This is a genomic window from Flavobacterium sp. LS1P28 (genome assembly GCF_003970335.1).
Classification (GTDB): Bacteria; Bacteroidota; Bacteroidia; order Flavobacteriales; family Flavobacteriaceae; genus Flavobacterium.
Window position 1 is genome coordinate 30,560 of sequence record NZ_RYDI01000006.1, and the last position, 18,624, is coordinate 49,183.

Consider the following 18,624-nt stretch of genomic DNA (forward strand, 5'->3'; position numbering starts at 1 on the left):
GGTAAATCAATGATAATCCTTAATTTTGTCAATTATCACTTAAAAAAAAATAAATGCTTAAGATTTTTAAGGTTACAGCAATAGTAGAAGGTATATCCGCCTTATTGTTATTTTTCTTTGCTATGCCAATGAAATACATTTTTAATGATCCTATTTATGTCAAACACATTGGAATGGCTCACGGCGTATTATTTACTGCTTACATTATCTTGGCAACAATTTTAAAGTTTAGTGAAAAGTGGAATTTTAAAAAGTATTTTATCATTTGTATTGCGTCAATTCCTCCTTTTGGGACTTTTTACATAGAAAAGAAATACTTGCGAAATGTATAAATTAATAGAAAAAATATTCACTTTTCTATATCTAGTACTCAGGAAATGGGGCTTAGGGAACAGTCTGGCTTCTTATTTTAGCTTGGTGCTGAACATTATTGTTTTGTGTGTATTGGCGTATGTCATCTACGTAATTTTTAGACTTGTTTTAGTTACTATTATGGCCGTTATTGCCCAAAAAACCAAAACCAAATTTGATGATTTGCTGGTAACTAACAAAACGGCTAAATACATTGCACATTTAATTCCACTATTGTTTATTTACAAATCTGTTCCAATAATTTTAGATCGATTTGAATATTGGGAAGGCTTTTTTGGGAAATTGGTTGGAATCTACATCATCATTCTGATTTTATGGATTATACGAACTATTTTCAATGCGTTACGTGATTATTTAAAACTAAAACCAAGATACAGTGACAAACCTATTGACAGTTTCATTCAGGTAATCATGATTATGTTGTGGGTAATTGGAATTACATTAATCATTTCAAAATTATTTGAGATTGATAAAAAAGAGCTTTTAACTATTTTAGGAGCCGTTTCAGCGGTAATCATATTAATATTCCGAGATACCATTTTAGGTTTTGTATCTAGTGTTCAAGTATCCATAAACGATATGGTTCGAATTGGCGACTGGATTACGATGGATAAATTTGGTGCTGATGGAGATGTTATCGAGATCAATCTGGCAACGGTAAAAGTTCGAAATTTCGATAATACCACAACCACAATTCCAACCTATAGTTTGAGTTCAGATTCGTTTCAAAACTGGCGCGGAATGCTGAATTCAGATGGCCGACGCATCAAAAGACACATTCTGATAAAAACAAGCAGCATTCGGTTTTTAGAGGAAGCAGAATTAAATGATTTAAAAAAAATTCATCTAATATCGGATTATATTGACAGTCGAAAATTAGAAATAGACGACTATAATTCTAAACATAAAATTGACAAATCCATTGCTATTAATGGGCGAAATTTGACAAACTTAGGTTTATTTCGAAAATACATCACGGAATACCTGTTCAATTATCCAGGATTAAACAAAGACATGTTGATGCTTTGCCGTCAGTTACAATCAACTTCCCATGGTGTACCGCTTGAGGTTTATGCGTTTTCACATGACAAGCGATTTGAAAACTATGAATACATCATGTCGGATATATTTGATCACATCATTGCTTCCATAAAATATTTTGATTTAGAAATTTTTGAAACAACTGCAGAAAGTGAATCTCAGGTTTAATTTTTTTACTTAAAAAGTATAAATGCACTTCGTATCAAATTAATAATCTGTTTTTCACATATTCAATTGCTGTTTTTCCATGTGCCTTAGGTTTTCCATCCGCATCTAAGTTAACCATTGTGGTGTGATCAATTGTAATGATTGTCTCGCGTGTCATCATATTTCGTGCCTCGCATTTCAGCGTGAGTGAGGTTGTGCCAAATTTTAAAACATCAATTCCAATTTCGACAATATCACCTTGTCTGGCCGAACTTCGAAAATTGATTTCCGACATGTATTTGGTTACGATTCTGGTATTTTCTAATTGAATTATGGTATACAAAGCCAATTCTTCATCAATCCAAGCTAATAATTTACCGCCAAATAAAGTTCCGTTAGGATTTAGATCTTCGGGTTTTACCCATTTTCTAGTGTGAAATTTCATATTTTTTCTTTATAAATGTAAAAATACGTATTCTTGACGCAATTTTATTTAATTTTAAAGAAAAAATATGAATGCACGCGATACTTTTTTAAAAGAATTTCGAGGACAAACAATAGGTTCCGTAACCACACAATCCACAACAGAAGAATCATTTCAAAATGAGGTGTTACGCCCCATTCTAAAGTTGCAAAATGACTTATTTGCAGCATCCTTCCTCAATTATGTCAACAAAAATAAAATTGATTTCTACAGTTATACACTTGATAAAAAAGTATCCGTCATGGAAAATGCAATCCAGAAAGACATCAAGTTTAGAAATTCTCTAAAAGGAATGATCATTGGTTTATTTACAGCCGATGAATATGCTGCTTATGTACAAAACTCCTCCAATATCAATAAAAGAATGATGAGCATGCTTGTAGAACGATTAAAAAGTCATGTATCACTGTATGAAATTAATAAAAGCAACTAGCGCTATTTCTTCCTTATTTTAGAAATTTAGGGTTCTCTAATCAAATAGTAATTATAGGAAAGATCCTAAGGCTTATTTTAGGTCTAAAAACCTTATAATTAAAAATATAGAGCTTTTAAAACACGTTGCCTTGTTGTTTATAATTTAAAAAACGGCTCTTTATTCATCCAAATTTTACCATTTAGATCCAATTTATTAATCCTAATCTTTTTTATAATAAATATGGGTTAAGTATAATTTTATCTGCTTTTTGTGTTATTTTTTTCATTATAATTGTTAAAACTAATTTCATGAAGGAAGAGTATTTCAAATGGCATTCCCCTAATTTAAATAGAGAGATAGAAATGTTGGTTTTTGGACATGCCGGATATCCTGTAATTGTATTTCCTACTTCTATGGGGAGTTACCATGAAAATAAAGATATGGGATTGATTGATTCTGCAAAATGGTATCTGGAACAAGGTTTGATCCAAATATTTTGTCCTGATAGCATTGATAAAGACAGTTTTTACAATAAAAATATATATCCTATAAATCGTATAGAAAACCACGTCAGGTACGATAAAATGATTTGTCACGAAATCGTTGAAAAAGTAAAGAACAATACCTCCTCAGGCAGAGTGGCTCTTGCCGGTTGCAGTTTTGGCGGGTATCATGCGGCAAATTTTGCTTTTAGACATCCTGGTTATGTAAGTCATTTGTTTTCTATGAGTGGCGCTTTTAATATCAAGAGTTTTATGGATGGTTTTCATGACGATGATGTGTTTTACAACAGCCCGGAAGATTATTTACATGGACTTAATGATCCGGAATTATGGAAAATGGATATTGTGCTTGGGACGTCTAATTGGGATATTTGTTTTGATGCAAATTTAAAACTAAGTAAAGTGTTGAGCGATAGAAACATCCATCATTGGTTGGATATTCGTCAGGAACGAAAACACGACTGGCCGGTATGGACCGAAATGTTTCCACATTATTTATCCAGAATAAAAATTTTTTAAAATTATAAACATATCAAGATGAAAAAAATTGGAATTTTATTTGGAATGGAAGATACATTTCCACAAGCCTTCATAGATCGTGTCAATTCAAAAAACGAAAAAGAAATCATAGCTGAAGCTGTGGTTATTGATAAAGTAGTTCAAAATCAAGACAGAGAATATGCCGTAATTATTGATCGCATTTCGCAAGATGTCCCTTTCTATCGTGCATATTTAAAAAATGCTGCTTTAACAGGGACGAATGTGATCAACAATCCTTTTTGGTGGAGTGCTGATGATAAATTTTTTAATAATTCATTGGCCGATACTTTGGGAGTTCCGTTACCTAATACGGTACTTCTCCCATCGGCAGAACATCCTACGGATACGACCGGAAAATCATTCCGAAACCTAAAATACCCAATGGATTGGGAAGAAATTTTTCATTATATTGGTTTTCCAGCTTATATGAAACCGTATGCCGGAGGTGGCTGGAAAAATGTGTATCGATTAGAAAATGTCGAAGAATTTTGGGAGAAACATAGGGAAACGGGGCAACTGGTGATGATGCTACAGGAAGAAATTGTTTTTACAGAGTATTTCAGAGTCTATTGTTTGGGTTGCAAAGCCGTTAGGATTATGCAATACGAACCCAGAAATCCGCATCATTTGCGTTATGTACTTGATGGGCCGCCTGTGGATAAAAAATTATTAGCTACTATTAAGGATTATACTTTACGTCTTTGCAAAGGATTGGGTTATGATTTTAATACGGTTGAATTTGCAGTCCGTGATGGTATTCCCTATGCGATAGATTTTGGAAATCCCGCACCAGATGCTGAATTAACTTCGGTAGGTGCAGAAAACTTTGAGTGGGTTGTAGAGGAAGCAGCAAAAATGGCAATTGCTGCTGCAAAAAAACAGAAATCCAGAAAGATGAATTTGACTTGGGGAACATTTATGAAAGATGCAGTAAAATAGTTTTCAGTCATAGTATTCAGTAAACAGACTGTAAACATTGACTGCGACTGAACACTAAAACAATAATTATGTTAAAGAAATTACCTGTTTTTACCCTCGGTGTAGAAGAAGAATATCAAATTATAGATCCTGTAACCAGAGATTTACGGTCGCATTTATCCAAAATTGTAGATGGTGCGAAGATCATTTTGAATGAGCAGGTAAAGGCTGAAATGCATCAATCTGTGGTCGAAGTGGTACCAATATTTGCAATAATGTGAATGATGCCAAAAATGAGATTCGGTTTTTACGTTCTAAAATCGTTGAATTAGCGGACAAACAAGATCTTATTGTGGGGGGTGCCGGGACGCATCCTTTCTCGAAATGGCAGGATCAACCGATAACTGATGATCCTCGCTATCACGATATTGTCAATGAATTGCAAGATGCAGCGCGTTCTAATTTAATTTTTGGAATGCATTGTCATGTAGGAATTGAAAATCGGGAGATTGGCTTGCAATTAATGAATCAGGCCACATATTTTTTGCCGCATATTTTTGCGCTTTCAACGAACTCTCCTTTTTGGGAGGGAAGAAAAACAGGTTATAAGTCCTTTAGAACGAAAGTTTTTGACAAGTTTCCAAGGACAGGTTTGCCGGAATATTTTGATTCGGTGAGTTCGTATGAGAATTATTTGGATACATTAATAAAGACTAATTGCATCGATAATCCAAAGAAAATCTGGTGGGATTTACGGTTGCATCCTTTTTACAATACGATTGAATTCAGGATTTGTGATATGTCATTGACAGTGGATGAAACCATTTGCATTGTTGCTATTATTCAGGCAATTGTAGCTAAACTCTACAAATTGAACATGAACAATACTAGCTTTAATGTGTATCGACTGGCTTTGATAAAAGAAAATAAATTTCGGGCGGCACGTTACGGAATTGAGAATAGTATGATCGATTTTGGTTTGCAAAAAGAAGTAGAAACAAAAATGCTTATTCTGGAACTGCTTGATTTCATTGATGATGTGGTGGATGAATTAGGAAGTCGTGCTGATATAAATTATGTCCATGAAATTTTAAAAAACGGTACCGGTGCTGATAAGCAACTGGCTATTTTTCAAGAAACGGGCGATCTTTCCTGTGTGGTTGACTTCATAACAGGAGAATTTACGAAAGGATTATAAAATATAAAGTACCTTTGTTCATTGTTTTTTAAAAAAAGTATGTCTAATAAAATTATAAAAATAGCCCTTCTGGACATGTACAATGGTGAACCCAACCAGGGAATGCGATGTATTATTGATGTTGTCAATAGGTTTAGTCCCGTTGTTAGTTTTGAAATATTTGATGTTCGGGTAAAATGTGAATTGCCGGACAAGAATAAATTTGACATTTATATTTCAACTGGAGGACCTGGAAATCCCTTAATTGGTGATGGAAACTGGGATGTAAAATACTATGAATTTATCGATTCCTTGAATAAATGGAATACTGAAAATAGTATTAAAAAACATGTTTTGTTCATTTGTCATTCTTTTCAAATGGCGTGTTTGCATTTTGGATTGGCTACGGTTACCAAACGAAATGACACTTCTTTTGGGGTGATGACCATTCATAAAACTAAAGAAGGACTTGTGGATCCCTTGTTCGAGGGATTAGCAGACCCTTTTTATGCGATAGATTCCAGAGACTATCAAGTGGTTCAACCCAAGTTAAGTATTTTTGCGAAAAAAGGAGCCAAAATTATTTCATTAGAGAAAATTAGGGATCATGTACAATACGAACGCGCAATTATGGCCGTGCGTTTTACCGATTATTTTGTGGGTACTCAATTTCACCCGGAAGCGGATCCCATTAGTTTTGTTTCTCATTTAAGAAATAAAGAAGCAAAGGAAAAGATTAAGAATATGAAAGGAAAAAAGAAGTTCAGAAACATGCTGGAGGATTTATTAGATGATGATAAAATATACAGAACTAATGAAACTTTGATTCCTAATTTCCTTCGAATAGCAATTAATGACTTGCTAAAAACAAAGAAGACACTTTCTAATTAATACGATTTCAAAATGATTTCAAAATATCGGAAGTTATTTAATACTCAATTTACAGAAAAAAAATATCAGGAATTCAAAGATGATATTGCTTCCGATTTTAATTACCTGCCTACTTTCCGGTTAGGCGAAACCCCCTTTTTTATTTCGAAGGAGCTTAAAGCACAATTGATTGAAGGCTGTAATGATGTTATAGCTTTCATTCAGAAAAACGACTTTAAATCACTTACAAATAAATCCTTAGAACTAAATAATACTGTTCCTAATGAGGATGAACATACTACCTTTTTAGCAATTGATTTTGGAATTTGTGAAGAAGACGGAGTACTTATTCCCAAACTAATTGAAGTACAGGGATTCCCCTCTTTGTACAATTATCAAATGCATTTGTACGAAAAATTCAAAAATCATTATCCATTTCTTAACGAATTAACTCCATTTATTAATGCTATTGAACCACAGGAATATCTTACTATTTTAGAAGAAGCGATTTGCAACCATCATCCAAAAGAAAATGTTATTCTTCTTGAAATAGAACCCGAAAAACAAAATACCAAGATTGATTTTTATTACTGCAAAAGAGACATTGGCATCCCTATAGTTTGTGTTACTGAACTCATAAAAAAAGGAAAACAACTGTTTTACAAAAATGCAACAGGCAATGAAATATTGGTAAAAAGAGTTTACAATCGGGTTATTTTTGATGAATTGGATTTGAGAACAGATTTAAGACTTAATTTTAGTTTTTCAGATGATTTGGATGTGGAATGGGCGGGACATCCCAACTGGTTTTTCAGAATCAGTAAATTTATTTTACCTTTCTTAAAAGGAAAATATTGTATTGAAACGACACTATTGAGTGACTTGGCAGTAATTCCTCAGGATTTAGAAAACTATGTTTTGAAACCGCTTTTTTCTTTTTCAGGAACGGGCGTTATTTTTCATGTCACAAAAAAAGATATTGAAGCCGTTGTAGATAAAGAATTATATATTCTTCAAAAAAAAGTAAATTATCTTCCTATTGTACACGCTCCTGAAGGGAAAGTAAAAGCTGAAGTCCGAATCTTGTGTGTTTGGAAAAAAGGTGATGCCGCACCTACTCTACTCTGCAACTTAGTCCGCTTGAGTCGTGGCGAGATGATTGGCGTGAAATTCAATAAAGATAAAGATTGGGTTGGTGGCACTTTAGGTTTATTTGAAAGGTAGACAATACTTCCCCTTTGTAACTTTCAAAAATTCCATTTTTTAGCGGGTTGCACATTTAAATTACTTCCTATTTTTAAAATATAAAAACTTCTTTTTTACTACAAAACAGGAAATATATAGTAGATTATTTGAATGGTTATTTAAGTAATACCGTCATTTTAACACATTGAAATGGTGTGAAAAGAAAATACAGTTGTATTTTATAATTAAAACCTTGTTAATTTTACATTAAAAATAATTTAAAAATCGTTTTTTATTCTTTTTTGCTTCTTCAAACATTTTTTTTTTCTTGATTTAATTGATTCCAACTGCTGTTTAATGAATTTTTGAAAGTGATTCCCTTAATAATTTGAAAAATATGGAATTATTCAATATTTTAACATAAAAAAAATTAACCTGTTTTTTTTTTCTTTATTATTGTAATGTTATAATAAATTAAGAAGAATCAATAATTTTAATAATTAGCAAATGAATAGAAGAGAAGCACTTAAAAGCGTTGCATTTTTGATGGGAAGCGCAATCTCAGCAACAACAATGGGCGTTTTATTTGAAAGTTTTACTTTGCCTGAAAAAGAAAAAAATAGCGTGTCTTTTTCTGCTGCAGATGAAGAAATTTTGGCTGAATTTGCCGATATCATTATACCTACTACAGCCTCTTCGGCAGGAGCAAAAGCTGCAGGATTGGGTGCTTTTATTCCAATGATTATTAGAGAATGTTATCCTGCAAAAATGCAAGAAATTTTTGCTTCCGGGATGCAGGAAATGCAAGCAAAATGCGTTAAAGATTTCAATAAGAATTTCTTATCAATGTCAGTTGAAGAGCGTCAGCAATTAATGACTTCATTACGAGATGAGGCAATTGCAACTGATAAAGCACCTTCATTCTTTTTGATTGCTAGAGATTTAACTCTTCTTGGCTATTATTCTTCAGAAATAGGTTGTACACAAGCACGCGAATACCTTCCAGTTCCGGGACGCTACGATGGTAGTGCAGACTACAAACCCGGACAAAAAGCTTGGGCAACCAACTAATTGTTACTAGAACCTTTTGTTATAAACTATTTTATTAAATAAAAAATACTACCCGTGAATATAAATACCAATTTGAAAGAGGAAAATACGTATGATGCTATTGTTGTAGGATCTGGAATTAGTGGTGGTTGGGCTGCAAAAGAACTTACCGAAAAAGGATTAAAAGTTTTGATGTTAGAACGCGGAATGAATATTGAGCACATCAAAGATTATGAATCGGCCATGAAAGCACCATGGGAATTTGAACGCGCTGGCAAGCTTACCGAAGAACAAAAAAGAACCCATCCTGTTCAAACAAGAGATTATCCATACAATGAAGCTACCGAAAAATGGTGGGTGAATGACTTGGAATGTCCCTATACAGAAGACAAACGTTTTGATTGGTACAGAGGATTTCATGTGGGTGGAAAATCTTTAATGTGGGGCCGTCAAAGTTACCGTTTTAGTGACCATAATTTTGAAGATAATGCCAAAGATGGTCATGGAAATGACTGGCCTATTCGATATAAAGACCTTACCAAGTGGTATGATTATGTAGAGAAATTCGCAGGAATAAGTGGGCAAGCTGAAAATTGGCCCCTATTACCGGATGGTAAATTTTTGCCTCCAATGGATTTAAATTGTGTTGAAAAATCAGTTAAAGAAAGATTAGAAAAACATTATAATAAAACCCGTATTCTTACAATTGGTCGTACTGCTAACTTAACTGTACCCCACAAAGGGCGTGGCAGCTGTCAGTACAGAAATTTATGCAGTCGAGGCTGTCCATTTGGCGCCTATTTTAGCACCCAATCTTCTACACTACCTGCTGCAATGGCAACCAATAGATTGACCGTGAGACCCTACTCTATTGTGAATCATATTATTTATGATAAAGACACTAAAAAAGCAAAGGGTGTTATGGTTATTGATGCAGAAACAAATGAAACCATGGAGTTTTATGCTAAAATTGTTTTTGTAAACGCATCCACCTTAGGATCAACATTCCTTTTATTAAATTCAACTTCAGAAGCGCATCCGAATGGAATGGGTAATGCCAGCGGACAATTAGGCCATAATCTTATGGACCATCATTTCCGTTGTGGTGCAGAAGGAACAGCTGAAGGTTTTGAAGATAAATACACGTACGGAAGAAGAGCTAATGGTATTTATATTCCAAGATATCAGAATGTAGGTGGTGATAAACGAGATTATTTAAGAGGTTTTGGGTACCAAGGAGGTGCCAGCAGAGGATCTTGGCATAAAGAAGTTGCCGAATTGGCTTTTGGTGAAAACTTTAAATCGACTATGTCATTACCTGCTGATTCCTGGAGTATGGGATTAGGTGGTTTTGGAGAAATGCTGCCGTATTACGAAAACAAAGTGTACATCGATCATAGCAAAAAAGACAAATGGGGACAACCAGTTTTAGCTATTGATTGTGAATACAAAGAAAATGAAGCAAAAATGCGGGAAGATATGATGAATGATGCCGCAGAAATGCTGGAAGCATCTGGAATCAAAAATGTGCAAACCTATGATAACGATTGTTATCCTGGAATGGCTATACACGAAATGGGTACTGCCAGAATGGGTAATGACCCCAAGGATTCCGTTTTAAATAAATGGAATCAATTGCACGAAGTTAGTAATGTATTTGTTACCGATGGTTCTTGTATGCCTTCTATTGCGTGTCAAAATCCATCATTAACATTTATGGCTTTGACGGCTCGTGCCTGCGATTATGCAGTAAAAGAATTAAAAAAAGGAAATATTTAGGTTCATCATTATGAGAAAATTAAGAATGGGAATGGTCGGTGGTGGTCAAGATGCTTTTATAGGTGCAATTCACCGCTTAGCCGCCAATATGGATGGACTAATTGAATTAAAGTGTGGTGCATTAAGTATAAAACCAGAAACCGCAATTGCATCTGGTAAAGCCTTGTTTCTTCCGGAATCAAGAACATATTTAACGTATGACGAAATGATTAAAGCGGAAGCGGCTTTACCTGCTGACGAAAGAATCGATTTTGTTACTATTGTTACTCCAAATTTTGCTCATTTTGCACCTGCAATGATGGCTTTGGAGCATGGTTTTAATGTAGTAATTGAAAAACCAATGACTTTTTCATTGGAAGAAGCAAAACTATTGAAACAAAAAGTAGAAGAGACAGGATTACTACTTTGTTTAACACATACGTACTCCGGGTATCCAATGGTCAAACAAGCGAAAGCTATGGTCAGCGAAGGAAAATTGGGTAAAATTAGAAAAGTTTTAGTAGAATATCCCCAAGGATGGTTAAGTACACTATCCGAAAGAGAGGGAAACGCACAAGCTGCATGGCGAACAGATCCTAAAAAATCCGGAAAAAGTTCTGTAATGGGAGATATTGGTACGCACGCCTCTCATTTAGCCGAATATATCACCGGAGCTAAAATTACCGATGTTTGTGCAGAATTAAACACATTAGTTGAAGGCCGCATAATGGACGATGATGGAGCTGTACTATTGAAATTTGACAATGGTGCTAAAGGCGTTTTAATAGCATCACAAGTAGCAGCTGGAGAAGAAAACGCTTTAAAAATCAGAGTTTATGGCGAAAAAGGTGGAATCGAATGGTTTCAACATGATCCAAACACTTTAACGGTTAGGTGGTTAGATGAACCAACTCAGGTTTTAAGAGCTGGATCTAACTATGCACATTTATCTTCATTTGCAACACACAATTGTAGAACTCCAGGCGGACATCCAGAAGGATATTTAGAGGCATTTGCTAATATTTACCGCAACTTTGCTTTAACGCTTGGTTGTAAATTAGAGGGCACAGCACCTACTGCTGAAATGTTAGACTTTCCTTCTGTTGAAGATGGAGTGAGAGGAATGGCATTTATAGATAACGTAGTCGCATCATCACAATCGGATAAAAAATGGACTCCCTACGTTTTGTAATTTATTAGGAATTCGTAGACCTCTTATATACCAAATATTATGACAACAATTCAAGGGCCTGCGGTCTTTTTAGCACAGTTTATTGATGATAAAGCTCCTTTTAATTCCTTAGATGGGATTTGTAAATGGGCTGCTGATTTAGGCTTTAAAGGGATTCAAATGCCAACATTAGATACCCGTTTCATTGATTTACAAAAAGCGGCAGAAAGTAAAACCTATGCGGATGAACTAAAAGGAACAATTGCTTCTTACGGACTAGAAATCACTGAATTATCAACCCATTTACAAGGGCAGTTAGTGGCTGTTCATCCTGCTTACGATGATTTTTTTGATTCCTTTGCCCCTGTAAATGTTCATGGAAATCCTAAAGCAAGGCAAGAATGGGCTGTGCAACAATTGAAATATGCGGCTAAAGCTTCTCAAAATTTAGGGTTAAATGCACATGCCACTTTTAGTGGTTCTCTACTTTGGCAGTATTTTCATCCTTGGCCACAACGGCCTCCGGGTTTAGTGGAAGATGGTTTTGCCGAATTGGCTAAACGCTGGTTGCCCATTTTAAATGAGTTTGATCAAAATGGTGTTGACCTTTGTTACGAAATTCATCCCGGAGAAGATTTATTTGATGGGGAAACCTATGAAATGTTTTTGAAAGCGGTGAATAATCACTCCAGAGCTTGCTTGTTGTACGATCCATCGCATTTTGTTTTACAACAATTAGATTACATCCAATATATCGATTTTTATCATGAACGGATTAAAGCATTTCACGTAAAGGATGCCGAGTTTAATCCTACAGGAAAGCAAGGTACTTTTGGAGGCTACCAAAGCTGGGCAAATCGTGCCGGTCGGTATCGTTCTCTAGGCGATGGTCAGATTGATTTTAAAACGATATTCAGCAAACTAGCCCAATATGATTTCAAAGGATGGGCAGTAATGGAATGGGAATGCTGCATTAAAAATCAGGAAGATGGAGCGCGTGAAGGTGCTGAATTTATAAAAAATCATATTATAAAAGTTACTGATAAAGCATTTGATGATTTTGCTGCAGTAGAAACAAATCTGGCTTTTAACAAAAAAAACTTAGGATTATAAAAACTTAAATACAATAAAATGAAATTAAAATATTTCTTTTTTGGGGTTGCACTAATTAGTTTAACCTCATTTTCTAATGATAATTCAGAAGAAAAATATATTGAAACTACTGCGCATTCAAACCTTGTTGTTCAAACTTCTGAAGGAGAAAAATTAATAGCTAAATCCGATTGCATCGGATGTCATAAATTAGACAAAAAACTAATTGGTCCCTCCTACTTAGACATTGCTAAAAAATATGCTTTAAATGATAAAAATGTTGCCTATTTATCCGGTAAAATAATAAAAGGTGGCTCTGGGGTTTGGGGTTCAATTCCCATGTCTGCGCATGCTTCACTGAAAAAGAATGAGGCAAATTCTATGGCAAAGTATATTTTATCCTTAAAAAAGTAAATCAAAAGGCGCTTTTAAAGAATCAATATAATTCTAGAATGTCGAAAATAAAATCATGATGTTACACAATTTTTTGCTACTAACTAAACTGGATTAAAATAATGAAACAAAAAGAAGAAGAAGATAAAATTACAAATAACCGTCGTGATTTTATAAAAACAACCGCTATAGCTGCAGCGGCTTTTATGATTGTTCCCCGTCATGTTCTAGGACGAGGATTTGTTGCGCCAAGCGATCGTTTATCAATAGCCAGTATTGGTGTTGGTGGACAAGGTAAATTTGATGTCAGTATGTTTGCCAGAAGTGGAAAAGCGGATATATCGTTTTTATGTGATGTAGATACCAGAAGAGCAGCTGCAAGTGTAAATGCATTTCCTAAAGCTAAATTTTATACCGATTGGCGTGAAATGTTAGACAAAGAACATAAAAATTTCGATGCCGTTTCAGTTTCAACTCCAGATCATAATCATGCTATTCAAGCACTTGCTGCTATGCAATTAGGAAAACATGTGTATGTTCAAAAACCTATGGCACATGATATTTACGAAGCTCGAATTTTGACACAAGCTGCTACAAAATATAAAGTGGTAACCCAAATGGGAAATCAAGGTGCCTCCAATGATGGTACCAGAATAATGAAAGAATGGTATGAAGCAGGTTTAATAGGCGATGTTCACACGATTCATGCTTGGACAGACCGTCCGGTTTGGCCTCAAGGGATTCCTTGGTCTGCTAATAAAGCGGATATTCCAAAAGAATTAGATTGGGATTTATGGTTGGGAACAGCTCCTTACAAAGAGTATGTAAATAAATTAGTGCCTTTTAACTGGCGCGGTTGGTGGGATTATGGAACAGGTGCATTAGGCGATATGGGCTGTCACTTGTTAGAAGCACCTTTTAGTGTATTAAATTTAAAATATGCTAAAGATGTTCAATGTAGTGTAGGTTCTGTATATGTAGATGAGTTTAAAAGAGGATATTTTCCTGAGAGTTGTCCTCCCTCCAGTCATGTTACCTTAACTTTTCCAAAAACGGAGAAAACAAACGGTGACGTTGCAGTACACTGGATGGATGGTGGAATTCAGCCGGAAAGACCTTCCGAATTAGGTTCGAATGAAATTTTTGGAGACGGTGGAAATGGTACCTTATTCACAGGAACAAAAGGAAAAATGATGTGTGATACCTACGGTTTAAATCCACGTTTGCTTCCTCTAAGCAAAAATGAAAATCTCCAAGTTGCTCAAAAATACGCAAGAGTGATCGATGGTTCCGGAGGACATTACAAGCAATGGATTGAAGCCTCTATTGCTGGTTATGGAAAAAAAGAATTAAGTTCTCCTTTTGAAATTGCCGGCCCTTTAACTGAAGCTTTATTGATGGCAAATCTTGCGATCAGAGGATACGATGTGATGCGAGAAGAGCTTGGAGAAGAAGTGTACCCAGGACGTTCAGCAAAATTATTATGGGATAATGATGCCATGAGAATTACAAATTTTGATGAAGTGAACCAATTTGTGAAACGGGATTATCGTCAAGGTTGGAAAGCTTTAACTTTATAAGCAAGATTAATTATTAATTCAAAAATTCAAAAATGATTAAAAATATTTGTACTTCATTACTTGTTATGATACTGATTCAAACCGCAAATGCACAGCAAGCGCCCATACCAAAAGGATTTAAATCCATATTTGACGGACAATCCACAACGGGATGGCACAGTTACGGAAAAACAACAGCTGGTTCCGGTTGGAAAACAGAAGAGGGTGTGTTGCATTTTGATCCTACAGCTGCCCAAAACGGTCAAGGAGGCGATTTGGTAACTAATGCAGAATACGAGAATTTTCATCTAAAACTAGAATGGAAAGTCGCGGAAAATGCCAATAGCGGTATTATTTTTTATGTAAACGAGGATTTGACAAAATTCAAAAATACTTATGAAACGGGTCTGGAAATGCAAGTATTGGACAATGACGGTCATTCTGACGGAAAAATTGAAAAACACCGTTCAGGTGATTTATATGATTTAATAAAAAGCACCTCAGAACCAGTAAAACCAGTAGGAGAATGGAATTCTGTTGACATAGTATGTAAATTTGGAAAACTGACAATGTTATTGAATGGCGTAAAAGTAGTTGAAACTACGCTTTGGGATGCTAATTTTAAAACATTGGTAGCCGGAAGTAAATTTGCTACTTGGCCAGGTTTTGCTGCATTCAAAAAAGGTAAAATTGCACTACAAGATCATGGAGATAATGTATGGTTCAGAAACATTATGATCAAAGAATGGAATACTATGAAAATTACAACCGGATGTGAAGCGGGTATGTAATTGATCTCTAAAAAATAAAAAAACAACCAAAACCAAAAAATAAAAAACCACTGACTAATGAATAGTACCATCCGAATTAAATTATCCATAATGATGTTCCTGGAATTTTTTATCTGGGGCGCATGGTTTGTAACCCTGGGCACATTTTTGGGTAATAATCTAAAAGCATCAGGATCAGAAACTGCTGCAATTTTTTCAACACAATCATGGGGCGCAATTATTGCTCCTTTTATTATAGGTTTAATAGCGGATCGTTATTTTAATGCGGAGAAAATTTTAGGAATACTTCATCTTGTTGGGGCATTTTTAATGTACCAAATGTATCAGTCAGAAGAAGTTGGGATGTTCTACACCTACGTTCTGAGTTACATGATTTTATACATGCCCACATTAGCATTAGTCAATTCAGTTTCTTTTAATCAAATGAAAGATCCGGAGAAAGAGTTCGCAAATATCAGAGTTTGGGGAACTATAGGTTGGATTTTAGCAGGATTATCTATTAGCTTTATATTTCATTGGGATACTGCGGAAGCAATTTCTCAAGGATTTCTTAAAAACACCTTCCTTTTAGCAGGAATAGCCGCTTTAATTTTAGGTATATTCAGTTTTTCTTTACCAAAAACACCACCAAAAGTAAGTGAAGAAAAAATAAAAATTGGAGATATCATAGGTCTTGATGCTTTAAAATTGCTGAAAGATAAAAACTTCGCCATCTTTTTTATATCGTCAATCCTGATTTGTATACCTCTTGCCTTTTATTACCAAAATGCACATCCATTTTTGACAGAATCAGGCGTTGAAAATCCTACTGGAAAAATGGCAATAGGTCAAATATCCGAAGCATTATTCTTATTATTGATTCCTGTATTTTTTACCCGTTTTGGTTTCAAAAAAACGATCTTAATCGGGATGTTAGCATGGGCAATTCGTTATGTTTTATTCGCTTATGGCAATGATTTAAGCTTTATGCTTATTATAGGTATTGCGCTGCACGGTATCTGTTATGATTTCTTTTTCGTTTCGGGCCAAATTTACACCAATTCAAAAGCGGGAGAAAAATATAAAAGTGCTGCTCAGGGGTTGATAACTCTGGCCACTTACGGTGTTGGAATGTTGATTGGTTTTGCAGTTGCAGGATGGATAACGGACAATTATAAAATGGCAGATGGGGCTGTAAACTGGCAAATGGTGTGGATTATTCCTGCTGGAATTGCGTTTGCTGTATTCTTACTTTTTGCCCTTTTATTTAATGAAAAAAACAAAGGAGAAGAATCCACTTCTGCTGTATAAAAATTAAAAATGAGTGCTAATTTAAATAGAAGATCTGCCATAAAAGGAATAGTAGCCGGAACAGTTGCGATGGGAATTCCTGCTGGATTTTCTGCTTTGGCTATGCCAAAAAAGGAAACAGCAACACCATTGGGTAAATTGAAAGGAAATATAAATCACTCCGTTTCTCGGTGGTGTTTTAATGACATAGATTTAGATACGCTTTGCATTGAATCCAAAAAGATGGGGATTACTGGGATTGATTTAGTAGGTCCTAAAGATTGGCCAACATTGAAGAAATATGATCTTGTTTCTACAATGTGCAACGGTGCAGAAATTAATTTATTGGATGGTTTTAATGATATTAAATTTCATGAAACACTCTTGAAAAATTATATGGAAATGATTCCACTGGTGGCAAAAGCCGGTTATAAAAATCTGATTTGTTTTAGCGGAAGCCGAAGAGGCAAAACAGATGAAGAAGGTTGGAACAATTGTATTGTTGGTTTGCAAAAACTAATTCCATTGGCTGAAAAGCATAATGTGATTTTAGTAATGGAATTACTAAACAGCAAAATTGATCATAAAGATTACCAATGTGACCGAACATCTTGGGGAGTGGAATTAGCGAAACGTTTGAACTCTGAGAATTTCAAATTGCTTTACGATATTTATCACATGCAAATTGATGAAGGAGATGTGATTAGAAACATAAGAGACAACCATCACTACATTACACATTATCATACCGCCGGCGTTCCAGGACGAAATGAAATTGATGATACTCAGGAACTAAATTACACTGCAATTATGAAAGCAATTGCAAAAACTGGTTTTAAGGGATTTGTGGGTCAAGAATTTGTACCTAAAAACCCGGACAAACTGGCTTCATTGAAACAGGCCATAGCAATTTGTGATATTTAACTACTCTAAAAAATAACCCATGATAAAAAGACGAGAATTTTTAATTAATGCTGGTTTAGCATTAGGCGCATTAGCCATTGCTCCTTCATTTGCTTTTGACTCTAAAAAAAGAGCCATTGGGATTCAATTATGGACACTGCGCGATACGTTACCCAAAGATGTTAAAGGTGTTTTAGCACAAGTTGGAAAAGCTGGATTTACTGAAGTAGAAACTTTTGGTTATTCAGTAGACAAAGGCTTTTTTGGAACTTCGGTCCGCGATTTTAAATCAATATTAGATGATAATGGTCTAAAAGCCACGAGTAATCATTTTGATTTTAATTCGATGATCAAAGACGGTTCAACTGATCTTGTACAATCCTATGTTGAAACAGCCAACTATTTAGGAAGTGAATATGTAACAGTACCTTACATCGTTTCAGAATTGCGCGGAACTACTGGTGATGCCTATAAAAAATTAGCCTTACAAATTAATAAAGTGGGTGAGCTTTGTAAAGCTGGAGGTTTAAAATTAGCGTATCACAATCACGATTTCGAATTTACTAAATTCGGTTCAACGAATGGATATGAAATTTTATTAAACGAAACGGATAAAAACTTGGTTGATTTTGAAATGGATTTATACTGGGTCATTCGTGCTGGACATGATCCATTGGAATTATTCAAAAAATATCCGGGACGTTTCAAAATGTGGCACGTAAAAGATATGGATAAAGTAAATCCGGATTGGAATGCAGAAATTGGCACAGGAACAATAGATTTCAAGGGTATTTTTGCTCAGGCGGAACGTGCCGGACTGAAACGTTTCTTTTTGGAACATGAATCGAACTATAAACCAAATCCAATAGAATCTGCTGTAACCAGTTTTAATTACATTAAGAAAAACTTAATCTAAACATTTTGGAAAATATTTTATAAAAAAAAGAGGCTGTTTTTTTGAGACAGCCTCCTATTTAAAAGTAATT

General features: G+C 34.8%; 18 protein-coding genes and 1 pseudogene. 18 read left to right on the top strand and 1 reads right to left on the bottom strand.

The annotated features are described in order from the left end of the window. Nucleotides 1–53: 53 nt before the first annotated feature. Nucleotides 54–332: a DUF3817 domain-containing protein gene (locus tag EKL97_RS06710; RefSeq protein WP_126459634.1), complete on the top strand. Its 279-nt coding sequence runs from the start codon at nt 54–56 to the stop codon at nt 330–332. Beyond that, nucleotides 325–1,581, top strand: coding sequence for a mechanosensitive ion channel family protein (locus tag EKL97_RS06715; RefSeq protein WP_126553271.1), 1,257 nt, complete (start codon nt 325–327; stop codon nt 1,579–1,581). Before EKL97_RS06710 ends, EKL97_RS06715 begins: the two co-directional genes overlap by 8 nt. Before the next feature lie 34 nt (nt 1,582–1,615). Here the strand turns inward: EKL97_RS06715 and EKL97_RS06720 are convergent, their stop codons facing one another. Then, nucleotides 1,616–2,005, bottom strand: a complete 390-nt coding sequence (locus EKL97_RS06720; protein WP_126451631.1) for an acyl-CoA thioesterase — start codon at nt 2,003–2,005, stop codon at nt 1,616–1,618. 67 nt (nt 2,006–2,072) lie between these two features. Between EKL97_RS06720 and EKL97_RS06725 the strand changes: the two genes are divergently transcribed. The 16 genes and pseudogenes from EKL97_RS06725 to EKL97_RS06800 all read left to right on the top strand — a co-directional run bounded on the left by EKL97_RS06725 (nt 2,073) and on the right by EKL97_RS06800 (nt 18,554). Next, nucleotides 2,073–2,477, top strand: a complete 405-nt coding sequence (locus EKL97_RS06725) for a glyoxalase (protein ID WP_126561575.1) — start codon at nt 2,073–2,075, stop codon at nt 2,475–2,477. Nucleotides 2,478–2,767: 290 nt separating this feature from the next. Further along, nucleotides 2,768–3,481, top strand: coding sequence for an esterase family protein (locus EKL97_RS06730; protein ID WP_126568505.1), 714 nt, complete (start codon nt 2,768–2,770; stop codon nt 3,479–3,481). An 18-nt stretch (nt 3,482–3,499) separates the two neighbouring features. After that, on the top strand, nt 3,500–4,441 hold the full coding sequence (locus tag EKL97_RS06735) for a RimK family alpha-L-glutamate ligase (protein WP_126568506.1): 942 nt from the start codon (nt 3,500–3,502) through the stop codon (nt 4,439–4,441). A 68-nt stretch (nt 4,442–4,509) separates the two neighbouring features. Beyond that, a pseudogene (locus EKL97_RS06740) lies at nt 4,510–5,618 on the top strand (carboxylate-amine ligase). 39 nt (nt 5,619–5,657) lie between these two features. Further along, nucleotides 5,658–6,488 carry a type 1 glutamine amidotransferase gene (locus EKL97_RS06745; protein WP_126459653.1) on the top strand — a complete coding sequence of 277 codons (831 nt, stop codon included), beginning with the start codon at nt 5,658–5,660 and terminating at the stop codon, nt 6,486–6,488. Between the two features lie 12 nt (nt 6,489–6,500). Beyond that, nucleotides 6,501–7,691 carry a hypothetical protein gene (locus EKL97_RS06750; RefSeq protein ID WP_126568507.1) on the top strand — a complete coding sequence of 397 codons (1,191 nt, stop codon included), beginning with the start codon at nt 6,501–6,503 and terminating at the stop codon, nt 7,689–7,691. Between the two features lie 468 nt (nt 7,692–8,159). Further along, the gene (locus EKL97_RS06755; protein ID WP_126451624.1) at nt 8,160–8,723 is read left to right on the top strand and encodes a gluconate 2-dehydrogenase subunit 3 family protein; all 564 of its coding nucleotides are present in this window, start codon (nt 8,160–8,162) and stop codon (nt 8,721–8,723) included. A gap of 54 nt (nt 8,724–8,777) precedes the next feature. Next, nucleotides 8,778–10,481 carry a GMC oxidoreductase gene (locus EKL97_RS06760; protein ID WP_126451623.1) on the top strand — a complete coding sequence of 568 codons (1,704 nt, stop codon included), beginning with the start codon at nt 8,778–8,780 and terminating at the stop codon, nt 10,479–10,481. Nucleotides 10,482–10,491: 10 nt separating this feature from the next. After that, nucleotides 10,492–11,652, top strand: a complete 1,161-nt coding sequence (locus EKL97_RS06765) for a Gfo/Idh/MocA family protein (RefSeq protein ID WP_233588558.1) — start codon at nt 10,492–10,494, stop codon at nt 11,650–11,652. A gap of 39 nt (nt 11,653–11,691) precedes the next feature. Then, nucleotides 11,692–12,744, top strand: a complete 1,053-nt coding sequence (locus EKL97_RS06770) for a sugar phosphate isomerase/epimerase family protein (RefSeq protein ID WP_126568508.1) — start codon at nt 11,692–11,694, stop codon at nt 12,742–12,744. A gap of 18 nt (nt 12,745–12,762) precedes the next feature. After that, on the top strand, nt 12,763–13,137 hold the full coding sequence (locus EKL97_RS06775) for a c-type cytochrome (protein WP_126451621.1): 375 nt from the start codon (nt 12,763–12,765) through the stop codon (nt 13,135–13,137). Nucleotides 13,138–13,238: 101 nt separating this feature from the next. Further along, on the top strand, nt 13,239–14,696 hold the full coding sequence (locus EKL97_RS06780) for a Gfo/Idh/MocA family protein (RefSeq protein WP_126568509.1): 1,458 nt from the start codon (nt 13,239–13,241) through the stop codon (nt 14,694–14,696). 32 nt (nt 14,697–14,728) lie between these two features. Further along, on the top strand, nt 14,729–15,466 hold the full coding sequence (locus EKL97_RS06785; protein WP_126459675.1) for a DUF1080 domain-containing protein: 738 nt from the start codon (nt 14,729–14,731) through the stop codon (nt 15,464–15,466). Between the two features lie 57 nt (nt 15,467–15,523). Then, on the top strand, nt 15,524–16,756 hold the full coding sequence (locus EKL97_RS06790; RefSeq protein ID WP_126568510.1) for a nucleoside permease: 1,233 nt from the start codon (nt 15,524–15,526) through the stop codon (nt 16,754–16,756). 9 nt (nt 16,757–16,765) lie between these two features. After that, on the top strand, nt 16,766–17,659 hold the full coding sequence (locus EKL97_RS06795; protein ID WP_126553255.1) for a hydroxypyruvate isomerase family protein: 894 nt from the start codon (nt 16,766–16,768) through the stop codon (nt 17,657–17,659). 19 nt (nt 17,660–17,678) lie between these two features. Next, nucleotides 17,679–18,554 (top strand): sugar phosphate isomerase/epimerase family protein, encoded by an 876-nt coding sequence (locus tag EKL97_RS06800; protein ID WP_126451616.1) that lies wholly within the window; start codon nt 17,679–17,681, stop codon nt 18,552–18,554. The last annotated feature ends 70 nt before the right edge of the window (nt 18,555–18,624 follow it).

What these genes read in the sequence shown, in the direction of transcription:
- EKL97_RS06710 (WP_126459634.1), top strand. Translation starts at nt 54, where the DNA reads ATGCTTAAGATTTTTAAGGTTACAGCAATAGTAGAAGGTATATCCGCC.
- EKL97_RS06715 (WP_126553271.1), top strand. Translation starts at nt 325, where the DNA reads ATGTATAAATTAATAGAAAAAATATTCACTTTTCTATATCTAGTACTC.
- EKL97_RS06720 (WP_126451631.1), bottom strand. Translation starts at nt 2,005, where the DNA reads ATGAAATTTCACACTAGAAAATGGGTAAAACCCGAAGATCTAAATCCT.
- EKL97_RS06725 (WP_126561575.1), top strand. Translation starts at nt 2,073, where the DNA reads ATGAATGCACGCGATACTTTTTTAAAAGAATTTCGAGGACAAACAATA.
- EKL97_RS06730 (WP_126568505.1), top strand. Translation starts at nt 2,768, where the DNA reads ATGAAGGAAGAGTATTTCAAATGGCATTCCCCTAATTTAAATAGAGAG.
- EKL97_RS06735 (WP_126568506.1), top strand. Translation starts at nt 3,500, where the DNA reads ATGAAAAAAATTGGAATTTTATTTGGAATGGAAGATACATTTCCACAA.
- EKL97_RS06745 (WP_126459653.1), top strand. Translation starts at nt 5,658, where the DNA reads ATGTCTAATAAAATTATAAAAATAGCCCTTCTGGACATGTACAATGGT.
- EKL97_RS06750 (WP_126568507.1), top strand. Translation starts at nt 6,501, where the DNA reads ATGATTTCAAAATATCGGAAGTTATTTAATACTCAATTTACAGAAAAA.
- EKL97_RS06755 (WP_126451624.1), top strand. Translation starts at nt 8,160, where the DNA reads ATGAATAGAAGAGAAGCACTTAAAAGCGTTGCATTTTTGATGGGAAGC.
- EKL97_RS06765 (WP_233588558.1), top strand. Translation starts at nt 10,492, where the DNA reads ATGAGAAAATTAAGAATGGGAATGGTCGGTGGTGGTCAAGATGCTTTT.
- EKL97_RS06770 (WP_126568508.1), top strand. Translation starts at nt 11,692, where the DNA reads ATGACAACAATTCAAGGGCCTGCGGTCTTTTTAGCACAGTTTATTGAT.
- EKL97_RS06775 (WP_126451621.1), top strand. Translation starts at nt 12,763, where the DNA reads ATGAAATTAAAATATTTCTTTTTTGGGGTTGCACTAATTAGTTTAACC.
- EKL97_RS06780 (WP_126568509.1), top strand. Translation starts at nt 13,239, where the DNA reads ATGAAACAAAAAGAAGAAGAAGATAAAATTACAAATAACCGTCGTGAT.
- EKL97_RS06785 (WP_126459675.1), top strand. Translation starts at nt 14,729, where the DNA reads ATGATTAAAAATATTTGTACTTCATTACTTGTTATGATACTGATTCAA.
- EKL97_RS06790 (WP_126568510.1), top strand. Translation starts at nt 15,524, where the DNA reads ATGAATAGTACCATCCGAATTAAATTATCCATAATGATGTTCCTGGAA.
- EKL97_RS06795 (WP_126553255.1), top strand. Translation starts at nt 16,766, where the DNA reads ATGAGTGCTAATTTAAATAGAAGATCTGCCATAAAAGGAATAGTAGCC.
- EKL97_RS06800 (WP_126451616.1), top strand. Translation starts at nt 17,679, where the DNA reads ATGATAAAAAGACGAGAATTTTTAATTAATGCTGGTTTAGCATTAGGC.